This is a genomic window from Ensifer sp. Root142 (genome assembly GCF_001426785.1).
Lineage (GTDB): Bacteria > Pseudomonadota > Alphaproteobacteria > Rhizobiales > Rhizobiaceae > Ensifer > Ensifer canadensis.
Window position 1 is genome coordinate 22,763 of the sequence record NZ_LMFK01000015.1, and the last position, 18,872, is coordinate 41,634.

General features: G+C 62.2%; 16 protein-coding genes. 11 read left to right on the top strand and 5 right to left on the bottom strand.

All coding sequences use genetic code 11. The features are described 5' to 3' along the window. Positions 1 to 27 precede the first annotated feature (27 nt). Together ASD52_RS17820 and ASD52_RS17825 are read right to left on the bottom strand one after the other, a co-directional pair. Positions 28 to 1,959, bottom strand: a complete 1,932-nt coding sequence (locus tag ASD52_RS17820; protein WP_057225011.1) for a DUF5054 domain-containing protein — start codon at positions 1,957 to 1,959, stop codon at positions 28 to 30. A 10-nt stretch (positions 1,960 to 1,969) separates the two neighbouring features. Further along, positions 1,970 to 3,010: a LacI family DNA-binding transcriptional regulator gene (locus ASD52_RS17825; protein WP_025428298.1), complete on the bottom strand. Its 1,041-nt coding sequence runs from the start codon at positions 3,008 to 3,010 to the stop codon at positions 1,970 to 1,972. 290 nt (positions 3,011 to 3,300) lie between these two features. Between ASD52_RS17825 and ASD52_RS17830 the strand changes: the two genes are divergently transcribed. The 5 genes from ASD52_RS17830 to ASD52_RS17850 all read left to right on the top strand — a co-directional run bounded on the left by ASD52_RS17830 (position 3,301) and on the right by ASD52_RS17850 (position 9,011). Next, positions 3,301 to 4,662: an extracellular solute-binding protein gene (locus tag ASD52_RS17830; protein WP_025428297.1), complete on the top strand. Its 1,362-nt coding sequence runs from the start codon at positions 3,301 to 3,303 to the stop codon at positions 4,660 to 4,662. 83 nt (positions 4,663 to 4,745) lie between these two features. Then, positions 4,746 to 5,654, top strand: a complete 909-nt coding sequence (locus ASD52_RS17835) for a sugar ABC transporter permease (protein WP_025428296.1) — start codon at positions 4,746 to 4,748, stop codon at positions 5,652 to 5,654. Further along, the gene (locus tag ASD52_RS17840) at positions 5,654 to 6,484 is read left to right on the top strand and encodes a carbohydrate ABC transporter permease (protein WP_025428295.1); all 831 of its coding nucleotides are present in this window, start codon (positions 5,654 to 5,656) and stop codon (positions 6,482 to 6,484) included. Before ASD52_RS17835 ends, ASD52_RS17840 begins: the two co-directional genes overlap by 1 nt. Positions 6,485 to 6,500: 16 nt before the next feature. Further along, on the top strand, positions 6,501 to 7,601 hold the full coding sequence (locus tag ASD52_RS17845) for an ABC transporter ATP-binding protein (protein ID WP_057220694.1): 1,101 nt from the start codon (positions 6,501 to 6,503) through the stop codon (positions 7,599 to 7,601). Between the two features lie 15 nt (positions 7,602 to 7,616). Then, positions 7,617 to 9,011: a CehA/McbA family metallohydrolase gene (locus tag ASD52_RS17850; RefSeq protein ID WP_057225013.1), complete on the top strand. Its 1,395-nt coding sequence runs from the start codon at positions 7,617 to 7,619 to the stop codon at positions 9,009 to 9,011. A 110-nt stretch (positions 9,012 to 9,121) separates the two neighbouring features. On the opposite strand, the gene ASD52_RS17855 is transcribed toward ASD52_RS17850, so the two are convergent. Next, positions 9,122 to 9,871, bottom strand: coding sequence for a sulfite exporter TauE/SafE family protein (locus ASD52_RS17855; protein ID WP_057207406.1), 750 nt, complete (start codon positions 9,869 to 9,871; stop codon positions 9,122 to 9,124). 97 nt (positions 9,872 to 9,968) lie between these two features. On the opposite strand from ASD52_RS17855, the gene ASD52_RS17860 reads away from it, so the two are divergent. Beyond that, the gene (locus ASD52_RS17860) at positions 9,969 to 10,859 is read left to right on the top strand and encodes a LysR family transcriptional regulator (protein WP_057225015.1); all 891 of its coding nucleotides are present in this window, start codon (positions 9,969 to 9,971) and stop codon (positions 10,857 to 10,859) included. A 26-nt stretch (positions 10,860 to 10,885) separates the two neighbouring features. On the opposite strand, the gene ggt is transcribed toward ASD52_RS17860, so the two are convergent. Next, positions 10,886 to 12,631, bottom strand: coding sequence for a gamma-glutamyltransferase (ggt, locus tag ASD52_RS17865; RefSeq protein ID WP_057225017.1), 1,746 nt, complete (start codon positions 12,629 to 12,631; stop codon positions 10,886 to 10,888). Here ggt and ASD52_RS38515 point away from each other — a divergent pair. Next, positions 12,630 to 12,794 carry a hypothetical protein gene (locus ASD52_RS38515; protein WP_156408417.1) on the top strand — a complete coding sequence of 55 codons (165 nt, stop codon included), beginning with the start codon at positions 12,630 to 12,632 and terminating at the stop codon, positions 12,792 to 12,794. The genes ggt and ASD52_RS38515 overlap by 2 nt on opposite strands. Before the next feature lie 282 nt (positions 12,795 to 13,076). Continuing rightward, a complete protein-coding gene (locus ASD52_RS17870) occupies positions 13,077 to 13,418 on the top strand; it encodes a GFA family protein (protein WP_025428289.1) in 342 nt (113 codons plus the stop codon). Between the two features lie 157 nt (positions 13,419 to 13,575). Here ASD52_RS17870 and ASD52_RS17875 read toward each other — a convergent pair whose 3' ends face one another. Beyond that, entirely contained in the window at positions 13,576 to 15,066 is a 1,491-nt protein-coding gene (locus ASD52_RS17875; protein ID WP_057225019.1) for a sensor domain-containing diguanylate cyclase, read from the bottom strand. A gap of 265 nt (positions 15,067 to 15,331) precedes the next feature. On the opposite strand from ASD52_RS17875, the gene ASD52_RS17880 reads away from it, so the two are divergent. The 3 genes from ASD52_RS17880 to ASD52_RS17890 are packed head-to-tail and all read left to right on the top strand — an operon-like array spanning position 15,332 to position 18,791. Next, positions 15,332 to 16,462, top strand: a complete 1,131-nt coding sequence (locus ASD52_RS17880) for a PspA/IM30 family protein (RefSeq protein WP_057225116.1) — start codon at positions 15,332 to 15,334, stop codon at positions 16,460 to 16,462. A gap of 5 nt (positions 16,463 to 16,467) precedes the next feature. Next, positions 16,468 to 17,115, top strand: a complete 648-nt coding sequence (locus ASD52_RS17885) for an OB-fold-containig protein (protein ID WP_057207353.1) — start codon at positions 16,468 to 16,470, stop codon at positions 17,113 to 17,115. Beyond that, positions 17,112 to 18,791 carry a flotillin domain-containing protein gene (locus ASD52_RS17890; protein WP_057207354.1) on the top strand — a complete coding sequence of 560 codons (1,680 nt, stop codon included), beginning with the start codon at positions 17,112 to 17,114 and terminating at the stop codon, positions 18,789 to 18,791. Before ASD52_RS17885 ends, ASD52_RS17890 begins: the two co-directional genes overlap by 4 nt. The last annotated feature ends 81 nt before the right edge of the window (positions 18,792 to 18,872 follow it).

The following is an 18,872-nucleotide window of genomic DNA, read 5'->3' on the forward strand; positions in this document are numbered from 1 at the left end:
CTCAATCGCCGCCCGTCGGCTTCGCATTCAGTCGTCCAATCGCAGCCGGAAGCGGGCGGAAAAATCGCCCTCCCACCACATCGGGAAGTTCGTTCCCCACTTGTTGTTGTGGATGTTGAAACGAACGCCTTCGCTGAAGTCCGGCAATGTCTTGCAGAACGTCATAAAGTCCCAAGCCTCGGGCGCGACCAGGGGCGTGTCGAGCGGCTCGATCGACAACGAACCACCCGAAGCAAGATCGCCGCGAACGCCGGTGACCGCCTGAAGTTGCGCGCCGCCACCGGCAGCGGCGTTGCCGGATTTGTGCCAGAGCCCCATTTTTCGCAGGCTCCACGCGACATCGCCTGCTGGCATAAAGGAGAGAAAGCTCGCCTCCGGCATGCGGTTGGCGCTTTTTTCGTGCAAGGTCAGGTGAAGTTCGAGCGTGTCGTCTTCGCCTGAGAAGGCGAGAGCGACATGGCGCGGCGCGCCGTAACCGGCAACCGCCTGCTCAGGCATGGACAGGAGCAGGCCGGATGCGTCCGCTGCCTGAAAGGTCGGCGTAAAGACACGGGACAGAGCCGCGCCGGACCGGGCAAGACCCGGCTTGTCGTGATCGAGGATCGCCCATTCCTGGCGATGAGTCAGATAGGTGTCCATGTGCCTGTTGACGTCGGTAGCGTCATAGCTCTCGTAGCGATAGGCGATCAGCGGACCTGACCGGCCAGCCATGTACTTCCCGGACGGGGCAGTCAGCGAAAGAATGTCTCCGGTCGAAGGTTCGAGCTCGATCGACCAGCTGCCACAGGCGAGACTGGTCCGCCTGTCTCCTCTGGCTATCAGGGCCGGTACGGTCAATTCGGCCAAGGCGGCATCGGCTGCCGCTGCGTCCGGGCCGTCGAGCACTGAGCGAGCGTCATCAAGATAGGCGCGCTGTTCGCGCCAGGAGGCTTCCGTATAGGCAAAGCGGTGGTCGGTCTTGCGGGCGGCCTCAAAGTCGGGCCGAGACCAGGCCGTGTCGTCGCGCAGATAGGATTTGATATCGACGCCGCAGGTATGTTCGGCCGCCATCGTCAGCTTCTGCCCGAAAGCCAGGCGGCTGGCGGTCAGGCCTTCGGCTGCGAACCGGTCGTAAAGCCGTTGAAGCGCTAGGAAACGGGCGGTCTTTACCGGATCGGAGGCGCTGCCGTGGATCCAGCTGTCGCCAAGCTCGTGCTCGACGACGGGAAAAGCTTCCCGCGCATCCCAGATCAACGCGCCATAATCTTCGAGCGTTGCCGCGCGGACGGTCGCATCCGGCTGTTCGCGGCGCATGTCGCGATAGACCTCGGCGGTCTGCGGCACGCTTTGCGGACCGATATTGTCGCTTGTGTGGGCAAAGCTCAGGCCGTCGGCAAAACCTTCGGGGAAATAAGTCTCCCCATAGGATCGCTGATACATGACGACGATTTCTGCGCCGCCGGGCGCACGCCAGCGAAAGATGTCAGGTGTTTCAGGCGGCGGCGACGCGGTGTTGACGCCGAGATGCAGGAAGCGAATGCCGGCCTCGGCCAGCAGCGGCACCATGCCGAGCGTATGCCCCGGCACGTCCGTCATCTTGCCCGCAATCGTCTTCTTGCCGAACCTCCGATCGAGTTCCTGTGAATAGGAAAGGCCGGCGCGAAAGAGCTCCGGCGACATCAACTCCGTATGTGTGGTGAACGGCAGGCCATGCCAGCGGATCAGTCCGAGATCGATTGCCCGCTCGAGCTTCTTCACCTCCGCGGCCGAACGCGACGTCAGGTGATCCCAGATCAGCCAGGCACCGGTCGTCCAGACGAACTTCGGATCTCGCGGATCCTCGGCATAAAAATGCTCGGCCGTCTCGATCGCCTGCGGAATGAACCGGTCGTGGTACTGGCGACGCACCTTTTCCGCGTGATCGGTGAAGCCAATGTCGAGATGGGTCTTGAAGACCAGATGCACGCGTTTTTCTGTCATGTTCTTCCATTCAGCCGACGGTGCCGCGAACGACGAGGCGGGTGGTCAGGGTTTCGACCAGGGAGTCGGCATCCGGCGTCTTGAGACGTCGAAGGATCAACCGGACAAGGGCGCGAACGCGATCGTCGAGATCGATGCGGACGGTGGTCAAATTGTAACTTTTCCAATGTGCCTGCGGGATGTCGTCGAAGCCGACGACCTTGACATCGCCAGGCACTGAAAGGCCGAGTTCGTGCCTGAGGGCATCGATCGCGCCGAACGCCCCGACGTCGTTGGCCGCAAAGATCGCATCGGCGCCGGATCCGACCCGGAAGAGATCAAGCGTCGAGCGATAGGCGGTGTCGTAGGTGTAGTCACCGGGGACGATAACCGGCGGCGCCATGCCGCGCTCGGCCAGCACCTGCGCGATCATCCGCTCGCGTTCGGTATTGGCAAGGGATTGCTTCTTGCCGCCGAGATAGGCGATGCGACGGGCACCATAGCCTTGCAGCAAGGCGACCGCCTGTTCGATGCCGTCCTTCTGCCGCACGAGAAGACGGTCATAGAGTGTTTCGGACGCCCTGCCGGCAAACGCATCCGCGTCGTCATAGATCACGTAGATCGGAACGGCACGATCGAGAAAGCCGCTCAGAACATCAGGCTCGATATTCTCGGTAAAGGCGATGACCGAGTCGGGATTGAAGCCGCGCATATAGGTCAGCAGCATCGGGTCCATGCTGAAATCGGCTTTCGCCTTGAACAGAAGTGTCGCGAAGCCCTCTGCCTGCAGCGCGGTCGTCAAGGCGTCGATCTCCTGGCTTTCCCAGGGGCTGCAGACATCGGGAACGATCATGCCGACGAGATGCGAGCGCCTGGTTACCAGCGAACGCGCGGCCATGTCAGGCGTATAGTTCAACTCACGTGCCACCTTCAGGATGCGATCTCGCTTCTCCGGCTTCAGGGACGCATTCGGATTGAAGGCGCGCGAGACAGCGACGCGCGAGACATTGGCCTCTCGTGCCACCAGATCGGCCGTGGCGCGTCCTGCTTTCCTGTCGGTTTTCTCGCTCATGGGGTAGTGCTCTGCGCAAAAATGAAAACGTGTTCAATTCAACCTGCACCAATGATCGCGCTTCCGTCAAGATGTCAGTAGAAATCACCTCATAGACGGCAAAACCCGGAGAGCATGAACTCGTATAAGCCTCATCACCAGAATCCACTTCATGGCGTGTTGACAAAAATGAAAGCGTGTTCATTCTTAAGTTCAGACGGGATGGGATTGACCGGAGGAGGCCGATTCCAGCCCGGATGCACCGCAGCCGAAACGGTCCGGAGAACCGGACCACCGTGGGAGGAGTTTCAATGCGCAGAAGGATTCAGTCATATTTGCTGAGCGCGGCGGCCATCATGGCCCTGTCCGGGCCGGCGATGGCAACCGAGCTCAACATCACCTGCCGATGCGTTGTCGGAGGGGTCAACAGCGGCATGGCCGAGTGGATCGAAAACAAGGTCATTCCGGCCTTTACCGCCAAGATGAAGGCCGAAGGCAAGGACGTCACCGTCAAGCTCAATCAGTTCGGCGGCGAGGACGAGCAGCTGACACAGCAGCTGGCGCTTGACTTCTCCACCGGTGCTGGCCCGGATGTCTCCGGCTTCGATGGCTTCCTGATCCCGAGCTTCGTCCAGGGCGGGCTGTTGAAATCGCTTGAAGAAGTGGCCGGCGCCGACGTCAATGCCTGGGAAGGCTGGAGCCACATTTCCGACGGCACCAAGGCGTTGATGAGCTATCAGGGCAAGCCTTACGGCATCGCGCTCGGCACCGACGCGCGCATGATCTTCGTGCGCAAGGACCTGTTCCAGAAGGCGGGCCTCGACGCGGCGACGTGGCAGCCGAAATCCTGGGACGAACTGCTCGACGCCGCGCGCAAGATCAAGGCGGCGGCGCCGGATTCCTTCCCGCTGCAGCTGAATGCCGGCGTCTCCATGGGCGAGGCCACCACCATGCAGGGCTACTGGATGGCGCTGCTCGGCACCGGCGAGCAGGTCACAGACGATGCCGGCAAATACATCGTCTCCAGCCAGGGCATCCTCGATACACTGAAGCTCTACAAGACCATCTATGTCGACGACAAGCTCGGCGACCAGCGCGCCCAGCTCTTGGCCGACGGGCGCAATCGAACCTTCGCCAACTTCCGCGACGGCAAGACCGCGATGCTGGTGGAGGGCGACTGGTTCTATCGTTCCGTCACCGCACCGGACGCCGAGTTCGCGGTCGCCGACCGTGACAATGTCATGACCTGGAAGAAGATGCCGGCGGCGCAACCAGGCAAGGGCCTGCGCGGCCAGGACTTCGTCACCATGTCCGGCGGCACCGGCTTCGTCATCAACCCGCATACCGACGCCCCGAAGGAATCCTGGGAGCTCTTGTCTTTCATGAACAGCCAGGAGCAGCTCACCGCCTTCCAGGAGATCCAGCCGGCGATCCGCATTCGAAACGACGTCACCATCCCCAACTCGCCGTTCCTGACCGAGACCGCCGAGGTCCTGCTGCCCATCACCACGGCACGTCCCAATGACGCCAACTACAACAAAGTCTCGACCGAAATCCAGCGCATGACCGAAAGCGTCGTCTCGGGCGAACTGTCGCCGGAAGACGCGATGGCCCAGTACAAGGCCGCCGTGATCGCCATCGTCGGTGAAGAGAACACGGTCAGCCGTCTCTGATCGGGCCTAATATCACCGGTCGGCCGATCGGCCGGCCGGTGATCTTGCCGAACCGCTTCGCCCTGCAATGGGAAACTCAACGCATGAAGAAATTCTCGCTACTGTCCACGCGGGCGGGCGCCCTTTTTCTGGCTCCCGCAACGGCATTGGTCGGTGTTTTCGTCATCATCCCCTTCTTCTGGGTGATCTTCGTTTCCTTCACCAACAGGACATTGCTTGGACGGACCGCGCTCGACCCGGATTTCGTGGGTCTCCAGAACTATTTCGCCCTCTTCAATCCTGCCACCTTTTTCACCCGCGGCCAGTTCGGCTTTTCGCTGATCCTGACGATCCAGTTCGTGCTGCTCTCCGCGCTCATCGGCCAGGCGCTGCTCGGGCTGATCCTCGCCTGGCTCAGCCAGTCCGTGTCGCCCGGTATGAAGTCCTTTCTGCAGACGACCGTCATTGCCGCCTGGATCCTGCCGGAAGTGGTCATCGGCTTCGCCTGGTTCGCATTCCTCGACTATGACAGCGGAACGCTGAACATGATCATGCGCGGTCTCGGCCTGCCGCCGGGAGACTGGCTGCTGCAGCAGCCCTTCTGGGTCATCGTGTTCTTCAACACCTGGCGGGGGGCTGCCTTCTCGATGATGCTGTTCAACTCGGCATTCCAGTCGATCCCGCCGAGCTATTTCCAGGCGGCGGATGTCGCCGGCGCAACCTCCTGGCAGAAGCTGCGCGATATCGCCCTGCCGCTGATCCGCGGCCATGTGGTCACCGATCTGATCCTCATCACCATGTGGACCTTCAATGTCTTCACGCCGTTCCTCTTGACCAATGGCGGGCCGTCCTATCGGACCGAACTGTTGTCGATCTACACCTACCGCATCGCCTTCAAGGATTTCGAGTTCGGCAAGGGCGCGGCCGTCGGCGTGGTCATCATGCTCATCAATCTGGCTTTCGCACTCGTCTATCTGAGGCTTGCCCACAAGAAGCCGGCGGAGGCCGAATGATGCCGTTCTCTTCCCGTATCTACTTCCGCCGCATGGGCTTTTCGGTGGTCGCCGCCCTGCTCGGCACCATCTTCGCGCTACCGCTCGTCTGGTTCCTCTTCGCGCCGTTCAACGCCCGCGCCGAACTCGGCCTTGCCATCCCGGAACCCTTCACGTTCGCCAATTTTGCTACGGTGTTTCAGAACACCTTCGCCATGCAGGCGCTGTTCAACAGCCTGGTGCAGGCCTTCGGCGGCGTCGTCCTCGTCGGCGCGGCAGCAACGCTTGCGGCTTATGCGCTTTCCCGCTCGCCAATCCCCGGAAAAGGCGCAGTCACCTATGTGCTCTTGCTGTTCTCGTCAGTGGTCTCCGGCTCGGCCGCGATGGTGCCGATCTTCCTGATCGTTTCTGCGGCCGGACTGATCGACACGCATCTCGCCGTCATTCTCGTCTTTGCCGGTGGGCTACTGCCGACAGCCATGTTCATCCTGCGCGACTTCATCGACGCCATCCCGCGCTCCTATGAAGAAAGCGCGATGGTTGCAGGCGCCTCTCCACTGCAGGCGTTCTTCGACGTCGCCCTGCCGGTGATCCGGCCGGGTATCGTCGTGGTCGTCGTCTGGGCCTTCGTCAACATCTGGGGAAGCTTCCTGATCCCCTTCATCCTCTTGCGCAGCGACAGCCTGATGCCCGCCTCCGTCGCCATCTATTCCTTCTATTCCGAGGCCGGCACGCCGATCGTCACACTGCTTGCCGCCTACTCACTCATCTATTCGCTCCCCGTCATCGCGCTCTACCTCTTCGTGAACTGGAAATTCGGTTTCCGGTTCTTCGGTGGCATCAAGTCGTAATCGGAAAACCAGTCTCATGGCCTCTGTCGAATTCCAGAACGTTTCCAAGAGCTTCGGCGCATTCAACGCCCTGCCCGATATCAGCTTCTCGATTGCTGACGGCGAGTTCGTCTGCCTGCTCGGACCATCCGGCTGCGGCAAGACGACGAGCCTGCGCATGATCGCCGGGCTCGAAACGCCGTCCTCCGGCAAGGTGCTGATCGGCGGCAAGGACGTGACCTACCTGCACCCGAAGGATCGGCAGATCTCCATGGTCTTTCAGGACTATGCACTCTATCCGCACATGAATCTTGCCGACAACATCGCCTATCCGCTGAAGGTGCGCGGCGAGGCGGAGGACAAGCGTCATGCCCGCGCCAGGGAGGTCGCCGACGTCTTGAAGATCGGCGATCTGATGAAGCGCCTGCCGAGCCAGATCTCCGGCGGCCAGCAGCAGCGCACGTCGCTGGCGCGCGCGCTCGTCTATCCGAGCCAGGTCTATCTCTTCGACGAGCCGCTCTCCAACCTCGACGCCAAGCTGCGCCTGGAAGCACGCGGGTTTCTCAACCACCTGCAGCGCGACATGGGCATGACCGCCGTCTACGTCACCCACGACCAGGCGGAAGCGATGGCGCTCGCCACCCGCATCGCGGTCATGGACAAGGGCCGGATCGTCCAGTTCGCGCCGCCGATCGAGATCTATCGGCGCCCGGCCACCACCTTCGTTGCCAATTTCGTCGGCAACCCGCCGATGAACCTCGTGCCGGCGCAGGCTGCAATCATCGACGGAAAGCTGCAGCTTCGCGCCGAGGGGCTGTCGGTCGCGGCACTGCCGGTTTCCGACGCCATCGCAAAGGCGGTCGGCGCCAAAACGATAACGCTCGGCGTTCGCCCGGAGCATCTGCGCATTGCCCGTCCCGACGACGGCAACATCATCACCGGCGAGCTTTTCGCCAACGAGAACATGGGGCCGGAAAGCCTGGTGACGATCGAGCGGAAAGATGCCGGCCGCGTCACGGCCCGCATTTTTACCGACGACGAGATCAGGGTAGACAAGACGGTGCGACTTTCCTTCGACGCCGAACACGTCACGCTGTTCGACAGCACCGGCGCCCGCATTCCCGTCCTTGGCGAATAGTCCGGACTGCTGCAAATGATGACGACCACCGTTCACGTGACACGCGCCGACCAGGCCGCCAACCCGTACTTTTACGTGCCCTTCGACGTGCCCGAGGGCACGACGCGCATCGATGTCACCATGGCCCATGCAAAAGCGGAAGATTGCATCATCGATCTCGGCATGCTTGATCCGCGCGCGACCGATTATCCGACCCGCGCCGGCTTTCGCGGCTGGAGCGGCGGCGCCCGCGACCGCTTTTTCGTCGCAACGGACGACGCCACGCCCGGCTACATCCACGGGGAGATGCCTGCCGGTCGCTGGCAGGTCATGCTCGGCCTTTACAAGCTTCCGCCAGAAGGTGCCGATGTCACGCTGACGTTCAGCCATGACAATGCGCCTCTCGCGCTCGAACCGCAGCCCGCGCGCACCTTCCCCGTCAGGAAGGCGGCCGGCTGGTATCGCGGCGATCTGCACTGTCACACCTTCCACTCCGATGCGGCAGGCTCGCCCGAATTGCTGCACGCAGCCGCCAAGCAGGCCGGGCTCGACTTTCTCGCCGTCGCCGACCACAACACCATCAGCCAGCGCCGCTATTTCCATCCCAACTCGTCCGCCGACCTCGTCTTTGTGCGTGCGATGGAGGTGACGACCGCAGTCGGCCATGCCAACGTCTTTGGCGTCGACGACTGGATCGATTTCCGCATGACCCGGCCCGAACATGGGCACACGCTTGCCGACATGGTGCATGAGCGCGGCGGCATGCTGTCGATCAACCACGACAAGCCGACGATCCCCTGGGATTACGACGTGCCGGAGATCGACTGCATGGAAGTCTGGCAATCGCACTGGATGGCCCGGAACTGGGTATCGCTCGGCCGATATCAGCAGCGGCTGGCTTCGGGCAAGAAAATCTCGGCAATCGGCGGCAGCGACTTCCACCAGCCGGCCCGGCTGATGCCCGAAGGGCCGCTCGTGCTTGCGCGACCGACGACGGTGCTGTGGCTCGACGAACTTTCTGAAAACGCGATCCTCGCCGCGATGAAGACCGGGCTTGGCTATATCACCGAGAGCCCTGATGGACCGCATTTGGCACTTTCGGTCGATGGCCAGCCGATGGGCTCGACGATCCGAGGGCCCGTCGACGCGAAGGCCGACGTTCACGGAGCAAAAGGCGATCGGCTGCTCTGGTTCGACGCGACAGGGCAGATTGCCGATCATCTCATCGAAGACGACCGCTGGGTCGGACAATTCTCCGGGCGGCCGAGCCTGTTCCTGCGCGCCGAAATCGCAGCAGAGAAGAGCCGGCCGCAGATAATCGGCGATTTCACCGCGGCCCTTGGCGGCGGGTTGCCCTGGCAATTAACCGAAGTGGAACTGCAACTACAGACCGTGCGCCGCGCCATCAGCAATCCGATCTATGTGGCGTGATCGGAGAGCATTTCCAGGAAAAGTGCGAAGCGGTTTTCCGTTAGGAAATGCTTGGAAACAAAAAGGTAGAGCGTTTCCGTGACTCCGTTTAAATCGGAAACGCTCTAGGGCTAGAAAAAGGGTCGCAGGGCCAGCTCCGCGCCAAGAAGCAGCAGACCGACCAGGAACCACCGGCGGAACGTGGTCGGGCTGACCAGACGGCGGATCGCCTGCCCGGCCCACATGCCGGCCAGCGCCGGCACGATGGCAACCACCGACAGGAGCAGGTTGTCGGCCTCCAACGCCCCACGCCACAGCAGACCTGCCGCAAGCGTCATCGTCGACACGGTAAAGGAGAGGCCGAGCGCCTGGATCAGGTCGTCCTTCTCCAGACCAAGGGCCTGCAGATACGGCACCGCCGGCATGACGAAGACGCCGGTGCAGCCGGTGACCACGCCCGTAATCATGCCGATAGGCGGAGACAACCACACCTCGGCCCTTGCCGGCACTGAGAACGGGCGCGCCATGAGCGTATATCCGGCATAGACCACAAGCGCCGTCCCGAGCATGGCTGTCGACAGGGCCGTATCGCCGCCCGCGAGAAGAGCCGTGCCGAGGATGGTACCGATGCCGATCGCCAGCATCATCGGCCAGAGCCGCAGCATGAGCGGGCCGAGGGCCGGACCCGCCAGCAGTTGCCAGACATTTGTCACGAGGGACGGCAGGATCAGCAGATTGGCGGCCGTAATCGGCGACAACAGCGCACCGAGCGCGCCCATGGCGACGGTGGGGAGCCCCATACCCGTCACGCCCTTGACCACGCCGGCGAGGAAAAAGGCGGCAGCAATTGCGCCGGTGAGCCATGTGGAGAGTTCGATCATGGCTCTAAAGTCATGAAGCATTGCGACAGCGCAATGCGGATGATCCGCAGGTTGGCTTCGGCTATGCCGAAGGCACATTTGCCGCTATCGTGCCGGCATGCGCTTCGATCTGATCGACCTTCGCCTGTTTCTTGCCGTCGTCGAGGCAGGCAGCATCACCCACGGCGCCGGGGTCGCGAACCTCTCCCTGGCCGCCGCCAGCGAGCGGCTGCGCGGCATGGAGGAGAACGGCGGCGTAAAACTTCTGGCGCGCGGCCGCAGGGGCGTATCCACGACCGCCGCCGGCGATGCGCTCGCCCATCATGCCCGGCTCGTACTGCGCCAGATGGAGCATATGCATGGGGAGCTCGGCGAATACGCCAGGGGATTGCGGGCGAGCATTCGCCTTCTCGCCAACACCGCCGCGATCACCGAGTTCCTGCCCGGCCGTCTTGGGCCTTGGCTTCGCGCCCACTCGCAAACCGATATCGACCTGAAGGAGCGCCAGAGCGCGGACATCGTCAAGGCCGTCTCAGGTGGCCGGGCTGAGATCGGCATCATCTCGGATGCCGTCGACGCGACCGGCCTGCGCCTCATCCCCTTCGCGATCGACCGGCTGGTTGCCGTGGTCGCCAAGAACCATGTTCTTGCAGAAACAAGACAGATCAGCTTCACGGATCTGCTCGACCACGCCTTCGTCGGCCTTGGGGAAGGCAGTGCCCTGCAGGCCCATATCGAGGGCCAGGCGACCCGCATCGGCCGCCGGATGAGCTACCGCCTGCGCGTGCGCAGCTTCGAGGATGTCTGCGGTCTGGCCGCACAGGATGTCGGTGTCGGCATCGTCCCGCAGACAGCTGCGCGCCGATGCCGTCGCACGGCGATTTCCGCCCTCCGCCTGACCGACAAGTGGGCGACGCGTCGCCTGTCGATCTGCCTGCGGCCGGATGAAGACCTCTCGCCGCTCGCCCGCAACCTGGTCGAGCATCTCGGCAATTTCAAGCCGGACTGACCGTCGAGGCGACCCGTGGCGGTCGATCAGTAGCCTCTGGCAGCACCCGCGCCGATGCGACTGTCGACCGCACCGTTGTAGCGGGCGCCACCGCCGTCCTTGATTTCGGCCAGGCTTTCGCCGCCAACAAGGATGCCGGTCGCCTGCCCCCAGATGCTCCAGCTCTTGTCGATCTGCACATCATGGCCCATCTCCGAGAGAAGCTTGCGCGTATCGGGCGAAAGGGCGTAGGGCTCCATGAACACTTTGTCCGGTAGCCACTGATGATGGATGCGCGGCGCGTCGACGGCCTCCTGAATATTCATGCCGTGATCGACCACGTTGAGGATCGCCTCGAGCGTGATCGTAATGATGCGCGCTCCGCCGGGGCTGCCGATCACCATGAACGGCTTGCCGTCCTTGGAGACGATGGTCGGGCTCATCGATGAAAGCGGTGTCTTGCCCGGTGCGATCGCGTTCGCCTCGCCCTGAACGAGCCCGTAAAGATTGGGAGCACCCGGCTTCGCTGTGAAATCGTCCATCTCGTTGTTGAGCAGAATTCCGGTTCCTGGAGCGACCACGCCGGCGCCAAAAGAACCGTTCAGCGTATAGGTAACGGCGACCGCGTTGCCCTCGTCGTCGATGATCGAATAGTGGGTGGTCTCCTTGCTTTCTGCGAACCCCTCCGGCATCAGCGCCTGCGAGACGCCAGCCTTGAACGGGTCGATCTTGCCGCGGATCTCGGCCGCGTAAGCCTTGTCGAGCAGTTTGGCGACCGGGTTCTCGACGAAATCGGGGTCTCCAAGCGTCGTGTTGCGATCGACATAGGCATGGCGCATGGCCTCGATCATCGCATGCACGGTTTCGGCCGAGCCGTAACCGAGATAGGAGAGCGGATAGCCTTCGAGAATGTTGAGGATCTCGCAGATGATGACGCCACCCGAGGACGGCGGCGGCGAAGAGACGATGTCATAACCACGATAGTTGCATTTGACCGGCTCAAGCTCGCGCACGGCGTATTGCTCGAAATCCTTCTTGGCGAGGATGCCGCCCTTGTCGGCACTTGCTTTGACGATGGCGTCGGCGATCGCCCCCTTGTAGAAGGCGTCGGTTCCCTTTTCGGAGATGCTTGTAAGCGAGGCGGCGAGATCCGCCTGGACCAGTGTCTCGCCGACGGCAAAGGGTTTGCCGTCGGGCTTCAGAAAGATTGCGGCCGCTGCCGGGTCCTTGGCCAGCCTCTCGGTTTTGCCGTCAAAGGAGTCGGCATCGCCCTGCTCCAGCCGAAAGCCATCCTTGGCAAGGGCGATGGCAGGCGCGATCAGCTCTTTCAGTGGACGCGTGCCGTAGCGGCTACGCGCCACTTCGAACCCCAGGACAGGACCTGGAACGCCAACGGCCAGATACCCGTTGGTGCTCAAGCCAGTGACCAACTGCCCCTTGTCATCGAGATACATGGTCTTGGTCGCAGCATCGGGCGCCCGCTCGCGAAAATCGAGGAAGGTGGTTTTTCCGTCCTTGAAGCGGATCGTCATGAAACCGCCGCCGCCGATATTGCCGGCGGTCGGATAGACGACCGCAAGCGCGTAGCCGACGGCTACGGCCGCATCGACGGCGTTGCCGCCCTTTTTCAGGACCTCGACGCCGATGTCCGACGCCAGATGCTGGGCGGTGACGACCATGCCGTGCTCGGCTTTGACCGGCTCCGGCGAAGCGGCCCTGACGGCCGATGGCGAAACCGAGCCGAGTGCGGCGATAAGGGTGAAGGACAGAACATTCAGGCAGGAACTGCGCATGCTTTTCTCCCGCGACAACAGGTTTTGCTGGCAATTGACGCCCTCGATTAAGGGCGGCGGCATCGAAGTTCGCAAAGGCACCACGCATCAGGCGGCGGACAACAGTCCGGCCATCGGGCGGGCTGAGGCTTGTTCAGAAATTGAAGCCTTGGCCGGAGTATAGACATGTGCGGACGGCACGGGCAATCGCCGCCTGACGATCATGATCGGCGAACAATTCGAATGCGAAGACGATCGGCTTACCATTGCTCTGTCATTGCCGCGACGCTACCCCAGTGAGTACCGGGTCGCGACAAGCCGGAGTGCAGCCGATGACCGCATCCTAGCGACCACCAAATTTTTGCCATTGCCATGAACAACCGTGGCTGTGACAGTTCGCTCCAGGGATCTGGTATCATCCGCATCCGGATTTCTGCACGAGGACACTAAACGGGAAGAAGGTCGCATGATCGAAGGCCATTGCCATTGCAAGTCGGTTCGCCTTTCCGTCCGTGTCCGCCCTGACACACTTGGCAGCTGCAACTGTTCGCTGTGTTCAAGACTAGGCACGCTTTGGGGCTATTACAACGCAGAAGAGGTTTCGATCAGCGACCCGCAGGGCAAGCTCGTCGGCTACGTCCAAGGCGATGCCACGTTGACGATGCACCATTGCGGCACCTGCGGTTGCACCACCCATTGGTCGCCGATCGGCACTGACGCGACGCGCATGGGTGTCAACATGCGCCTGTTCGATCGATCCGTCTGGGAAGACATACCCCACCGGCTCATCGACGGCGCCAGATGGTAGGTGCCACTCTCTTCCTACGCATGTTTCCTTACATCCTATTCGATTTGAGGATAAAAACATGCAGCAATCCAAAGCGCTACAGCGACATTTGCGCGTCTAATAAGACGCGCGGCGCTGTAGGGCGCCTTGCCTGCACGACAGTCCTGCAGAAACGGTGCTAGGCCGCCGAGGCTGCGCCGCCACGCTCGCTGGCCGCCTTGGCATATTGGGCGTCACGGCTCTCCTTTGTGGCGTATCGCGCCCGCTTCTGCTCGTACATGCTGAGGTCCGCTCGCTTGACCAGCGCCTCCATCGATTCGCCGGTATCGCTGGTCGAAACGCCGAGCGATATGCTGAGGGGAGCGTTGGAATAGAACTGGTTGTTGATCTTCAACAGTTCGTTGATCGTCTCGACCATGGTGGCCGCTGCCAGCCGGTCGGCACCCGGCATCAGGATGGCGAACTCGTCGCCGCCGATGCGGGCGGCATGGTTGGGCTGCGACACCGCACCGTTCAACACTTCGCCGAGCCGGCGCAGGAGGGCATCACCGGCGTCGTGGCCAAGCTGGTCGTTGGCCGCTTTCAGGCCATCAAGATCGATGACGATGGCCGAGACCGGGCGAAGCGACTTGCGCTCCAGCCTGTTCAGCTCGTCCATGTAGAAGGCGCGGTTGTGCAGCTTGGTCAGCACGTCATGCTTGCCGAGATATTCGAGATAGGCCTCGGCCTTCTTGCGTGCGGTGATATCGGTCAACGCCACCTGGACCAGCGACCAGTCGCCTTCATGGCCCGGAAGCACGGAGAATTGCAGCAGGACGTGGCGCTCGGAACCGTCGAGCGCATAATTGACCACCTCGCGGTGGTGCAGAAGATTGCCGTTCCACAGCTCGATCAACTGCTCCTTGAAGTGCTTCTCCATCTCGTTGCGGAAAATGTCGCCGAGACGCTGCAGCAACGTGTTCCGATCCGGCGCGCAGAACAGGTCGAGCGTCGCCTGGTTGATGTCGATGACCCTGATCTCGCTCATGCACTGGCGCACGAACTCCGGATGGACGTCCGTGAACACGCGAAAATCGACGATCCCTCGATGACGGACATCCTCGAGCAGCAACTTGATGCGACTGAAGTCCTCGACCCACAACGACACCGGCGAATGCTCGAAGATACCTTCGGCGTAACGGCGGTTGGCCAGTTCGCTGCGGCGCGCCTCCTCACGCGCCGTGACATCTTCCGTCGTCAGCAGCAACCGGCCGAGCGTGTTCTCGTATCCTGGTAGCACCGAGCCGCGCAGCTGAATGTCGAGCCTGCGGCCAGACAGCGTGTAGTTGACCGCGCTGCTGCTGAACTCGGTCTTGCCCTCCCACAATTCGGCAAGCTCATTGACATGGCTGTCGAGCATTTCATCGCGAAAGACCTTCGACAGGTTCGCGGAGAGGTGATCGAGATCCCTGGCTTCAAACAGGTCCAGTGTCCGGCGATTGACCTGCAGGACACGAATTTGGCTGGAGCAGGCGGCGACACGCGTCAAGTCTTCTCTGAGATAGGCGCGGATATCGACCACGCCCTCGGCCCGCCAACGATCGAACTGCGTTGTGACCCCGCTGAAATCCTCGATCCACATCGCGATCGGCGCCAGATCAAAAATATTGGTGTCGGAAGAACCTGTCATTACTGTTCCATCTCGGTTCGCGGGGAGAGGGTTCCGTGCAAGGCGCATCGCCTTTGAGTGCATTCTAACGGTCTTTAAGTAAAGATGCCTAAATCCTCAACCGCAGATCGCCGTCGATGCGAACCATCCGCTCAACACACGGCTGTCCGATCGATACGGCGTTTGCTTCGGTTACCGGCCGTCACACCGCATAGTAGAAATATTTGCAACCTGAGGTCACCACCTCCTTGAAAGCACCAAATCGGTGCTTTACATCAGATGCATGATGCAAATGACCCACACGGCGATCCTTCGCTACCGTCTCGCGCCCGACGACCAGGCCCGGCGCGCGTTGGTGGAAACGTTCGCCGCCTATGCGGCGATGCTGGCCCTGCTCGAGGAGCTGACGGCGGAAAAAGGCGGGGCAAATCTCGTGACCCTGCACGAGCTCGCCTATGAAACCGTCAGGGAGCACACGGGCCTTCCGGCGCGCTTCGTCACGCTGGGTCTGCGCGATTTCGCCTCAAACCGCGGACGTCCGAGCGATCCGCTGCGGCTGCCGCTCGACGAAAAGCTGTTTGCGATCAAGGGGCCGGCGGACCTGACGGTCGCAACCGTGCGTGGCCGTGTCGCCATCCCCTTCGACGTGGCGGGCTATTCGCGCGGCACGCTCAACATTTTTTCGGCCCAGCTCGTCGCCGATCTCGGCGGTTATGAAATTCACATCGGCGTCACGCCACACACGGATCGAACGGAGGAAGACATGATGATGAATGAAGGCATTCTTTCGCGCATGGGCCGGCTGATCGCCGGCATCGCCAACGCCGCCGTCGACAAAGCGGAAGGCACCAACAAGGTCGCCGTCGTCGAACAAGCCTTGCGGGAAATCGATGCCGCCGCCGAAGAGGCAAAGGCAGACATCGGCAAGGCGCGGGCTGAGGAATATCGCATTCAAAGTCGCCGTGAAGAAATCGTCGCCGATCTGAACATGTTGGAAGAAAAGATCCACATGGCGGTCTCGTCCGGCCGCGACGATCTCGCCAAGGCCGGTGTTGCCCGCCAGATCGACCTGGAATCCCAGACCGCAGCGCTCGACAAGGCGCTGGCCGATGCCCGGATCCATCTCGATGAGGGACAGAAGGCGCTGCAGGCCGTGTTTGCCACCCGCCGCGAAGCCGAAGCCAGACTTGCCGATCTGAAACGCAGCCTGACGCAGTATCCGGACGAACCGGCGGCAGCAAGGGCACGCAACAACCCCGCCGATGGTGCCGCGCGAGCCGCTGCCGCCGTCTCCCGCGTCACCGGCGTTCCCGCCGGCAGCAACGCGACCAGTGCCGAGCTCGACGAGCTCGACCGGCTTCACCGCGAGCAAGCGATCGAAGCGCGGCTGGCAAAGTTCAAAGCCGGAAAGGCCTGACCCCGATGGAGCTCTTTTTCGCTCCTGAATGTTTGCCCTTTGCGATTGCCGCCATCATGCTGGCGGCGTTGACCGCAATCGAGATGCTGTGCCTGCTGCTCGGATTTTCCCTTGGCGAGGTGATCGACAAGGCCGGGCTCGATGAGCACAACGGCATGGCCGGGCTCCTTTCCTGGCTGAATGTCGGCGGCGTCCCGATCCTCATCCTGGTGATGCTGTTGCTGGCCCTGTTCTCGATGACCGGGTTCGTCATCCAGAGCATCGCCCACAGTGTCTGGCTGCCGCTGCCGGCCATGATTGCCTCCATCCCGGCGCTTCTCTTGAGCCTTCCCGCAGTCAGGACATCGAGCCGGGCCGTGGCGCGGATCGTGCCGCGCGACGAAACCTATGTCGTCGACCTCTCCGAGTTCGTCGGCCAGACCGCCGAAGTGGCCGTGGGCCCGCTCGATCAGGGCCTGCCGGGGCGCGTGCGCCTCAAAGACAAACACGGAAACTGGCACAATCTGCGTGCCAAAGCCGCCAAGGGCGAAGCTGCCATCGCCATCGGTACACAGATCCTCATCGTCGACCGCGCCAAGGATGTCTTCATCGCCATTCCCGCGCCGGAAGACCTTCTCACTTCGCCAAACACCACCTCCATGGAGCAACAATGATCTTTGATCTTCTCCTGCCCGCCGGCATCGGCGTCGTCCTGATCCTCGGCATCGGCTTCGTGCTTGCATCGCTCTATACGCGATCGAGCCGGGACGAAGCCTATGTCCGCACCGGCCTCGGCGGCCAAAAAGTCGTCCTGGACGGCGGCTCTATCGTCCTGCCGATTTTCCATTCGATCGCCCGGGTCAATCTGAAGACCCTTCGTCTTGAAGTTCGCCGCGGCGAAGGCGACGCGCTGATCACCAAGGACCGCATGCGCGTCGATATCGGCGCCGAATTCTACGTCCGCGTGAAGCCCGACGCGTCGTCGATCGCGCTTGCGGCCCAGACGCTTGGCGACCGCACCAACGATGCGGAACAGCTGCGCGTGCTGATCGAGGCGAAGTTCGTCGACGGCCTGCGCTCGGTCGCCGCCACCATGAGCCTCGACGCTCTGCAGGAGCAGCGCATGGATTTCGTCAAGGCGGTTCAGGAAGCGGTTGGTGCCGACCTGCAATCGAACGGCCTTGAACTGGAGTCCGTGTCGCTGACACGGCTCGACCAGACCGATATCAAGCACTTCAATGCCAACAACTTCTTCGACGCCCACGGCCTCGCCGCGCTGACGCGCATCACCGAAGGCCGCAAGAAGGAGCGCAACGAGATCGTGCGCGACACCGAAGTCGCCATCGCGCAGAAGGATCTTGAGGCTCGCCAGCAGTCGCTGGCGATCGAACGAACCAAGCGGGAAGCGGAACTGAACCAGGAACGCGACATCGCCAACAAGTCTGCAGCGACCCGCGCCGAGACCGCCCAACAGGAGCAGGCCGCCAAGCGCGCCGAAGAAGAGGCCCGCATCGCCACCGAGCAGGCCATTGCCGAGCGCGAGGCGGCCGCCAAGCAGGTGCGCGAAAGCGCCAATATCGAGGCGACCCGCACGGTCCAGCAGCGCGATACGGAAGCCAAGCGCGACCTGCAAATCGTCGCCCAGGAAAGTGCTATCGCCGTCGCCAACAAGAGCCGCGAGGAGTCCGAGGCGAAAGCTCAGGCTGAAACCGCACGCGCTCTGGCAATCGCCGCGGAAGAAAAGGTCGGCACCGCCAAGGCCGTCGAAATTGCCGAGCGCGAACGCCAGATCGCCGTCATCGACGCCCGCAAGACTGCTGAAACCGAAGCAACGGCCGTCACCGTCGGCGCCGAAGCTGAAAAGCAGGCGGCCACTGACCAGGCCGATGCCATCAGAACCCTTGCAACCGCCGAGGCTGAGGCCGCAGTGATCAAGGCCAAGGGCATTCTGGAGACCGGCAAGGCGGAAGCCCAGAGCGAGGCGCTGCTCAACGAGGCGCGCAACAAGCTCAGCCCCGCCATCATCGAGTTCGAGATCCTGCGCGAACGCATCCGCATCATCCCGCAGGCGCTGGCCGAGGCGGTGAAGCCGATCGAGAAGATTTCCGATATCCGCATCTTCGACACCGGCGGCATGCTGGGTCGTGGCGGTGCCGGTGCGGGCGGCGCAAGTGGTATCGGCATGGGCGAAGGCCTTGCCGGACAGTTGCTCGCCTACCAGGCCAACAAGCCGATCCTCGATCGCCTGCTGAAAGAAGCCGGCTTCGAGGGCGACAACGCGGTCTCTTCGCTGCTTGCCAATCTGCAGGGCGACGAGCCCAAGGAACTGGAAGTGCTCGAAAAAGACTGAGTTTTTCCAATCGCGCCGGCCGCCTCCACATGGCCGGCGCAGATTGAACCTAGGCGAAGACAACAGCCTACCGAACATTGG

Bases quoted from the DNA above. Each gene is read 5' to 3' on its own strand.
- ASD52_RS17860 (WP_057225015.1), top strand. From the start codon at position 9,969: ATGCGCTTCGATCTGATCGACCTTCGCCTGTTTCTTGCCGTCGTCGAG.
- ggt (WP_057225017.1), bottom strand. From the start codon at position 12,631: ATGCGCAGTTCCTGCCTGAATGTTCTGTCCTTCACCCTTATCGCCGCA.
- ASD52_RS38515 (WP_156408417.1), top strand. From the start codon at position 12,630: ATGCTTTTCTCCCGCGACAACAGGTTTTGCTGGCAATTGACGCCCTCG.
- ASD52_RS17820 (WP_057225011.1), bottom strand. From the start codon at position 1,959: ATGACAGAAAAACGCGTGCATCTGGTCTTCAAGACCCATCTCGACATT.
- ASD52_RS17825 (WP_025428298.1), bottom strand. From the start codon at position 3,010: ATGAGCGAGAAAACCGACAGGAAAGCAGGACGCGCCACGGCCGATCTG.
- ASD52_RS17875 (WP_057225019.1), bottom strand. From the start codon at position 15,066: ATGACAGGTTCTTCCGACACCAATATTTTTGATCTGGCGCCGATCGCG.
- ASD52_RS17850 (WP_057225013.1), top strand. From the start codon at position 7,617: ATGATGACGACCACCGTTCACGTGACACGCGCCGACCAGGCCGCCAAC.
- ASD52_RS17840 (WP_025428295.1), top strand. From the start codon at position 5,654: ATGCCGTTCTCTTCCCGTATCTACTTCCGCCGCATGGGCTTTTCGGTG.
- ASD52_RS17845 (WP_057220694.1), top strand. From the start codon at position 6,501: ATGGCCTCTGTCGAATTCCAGAACGTTTCCAAGAGCTTCGGCGCATTC.
- ASD52_RS17830 (WP_025428297.1), top strand. From the start codon at position 3,301: ATGCGCAGAAGGATTCAGTCATATTTGCTGAGCGCGGCGGCCATCATG.
- ASD52_RS17870 (WP_025428289.1), top strand. From the start codon at position 13,077: ATGATCGAAGGCCATTGCCATTGCAAGTCGGTTCGCCTTTCCGTCCGT.
- ASD52_RS17835 (WP_025428296.1), top strand. From the start codon at position 4,746: ATGAAGAAATTCTCGCTACTGTCCACGCGGGCGGGCGCCCTTTTTCTG.
- ASD52_RS17890 (WP_057207354.1), top strand. From the start codon at position 17,112: ATGATCTTTGATCTTCTCCTGCCCGCCGGCATCGGCGTCGTCCTGATC.
- ASD52_RS17855 (WP_057207406.1), bottom strand. From the start codon at position 9,871: ATGATCGAACTCTCCACATGGCTCACCGGCGCAATTGCTGCCGCCTTT.
- ASD52_RS17885 (WP_057207353.1), top strand. From the start codon at position 16,468: ATGGAGCTCTTTTTCGCTCCTGAATGTTTGCCCTTTGCGATTGCCGCC.
- ASD52_RS17880 (WP_057225116.1), top strand. From the start codon at position 15,332: ATGCAAATGACCCACACGGCGATCCTTCGCTACCGTCTCGCGCCCGAC.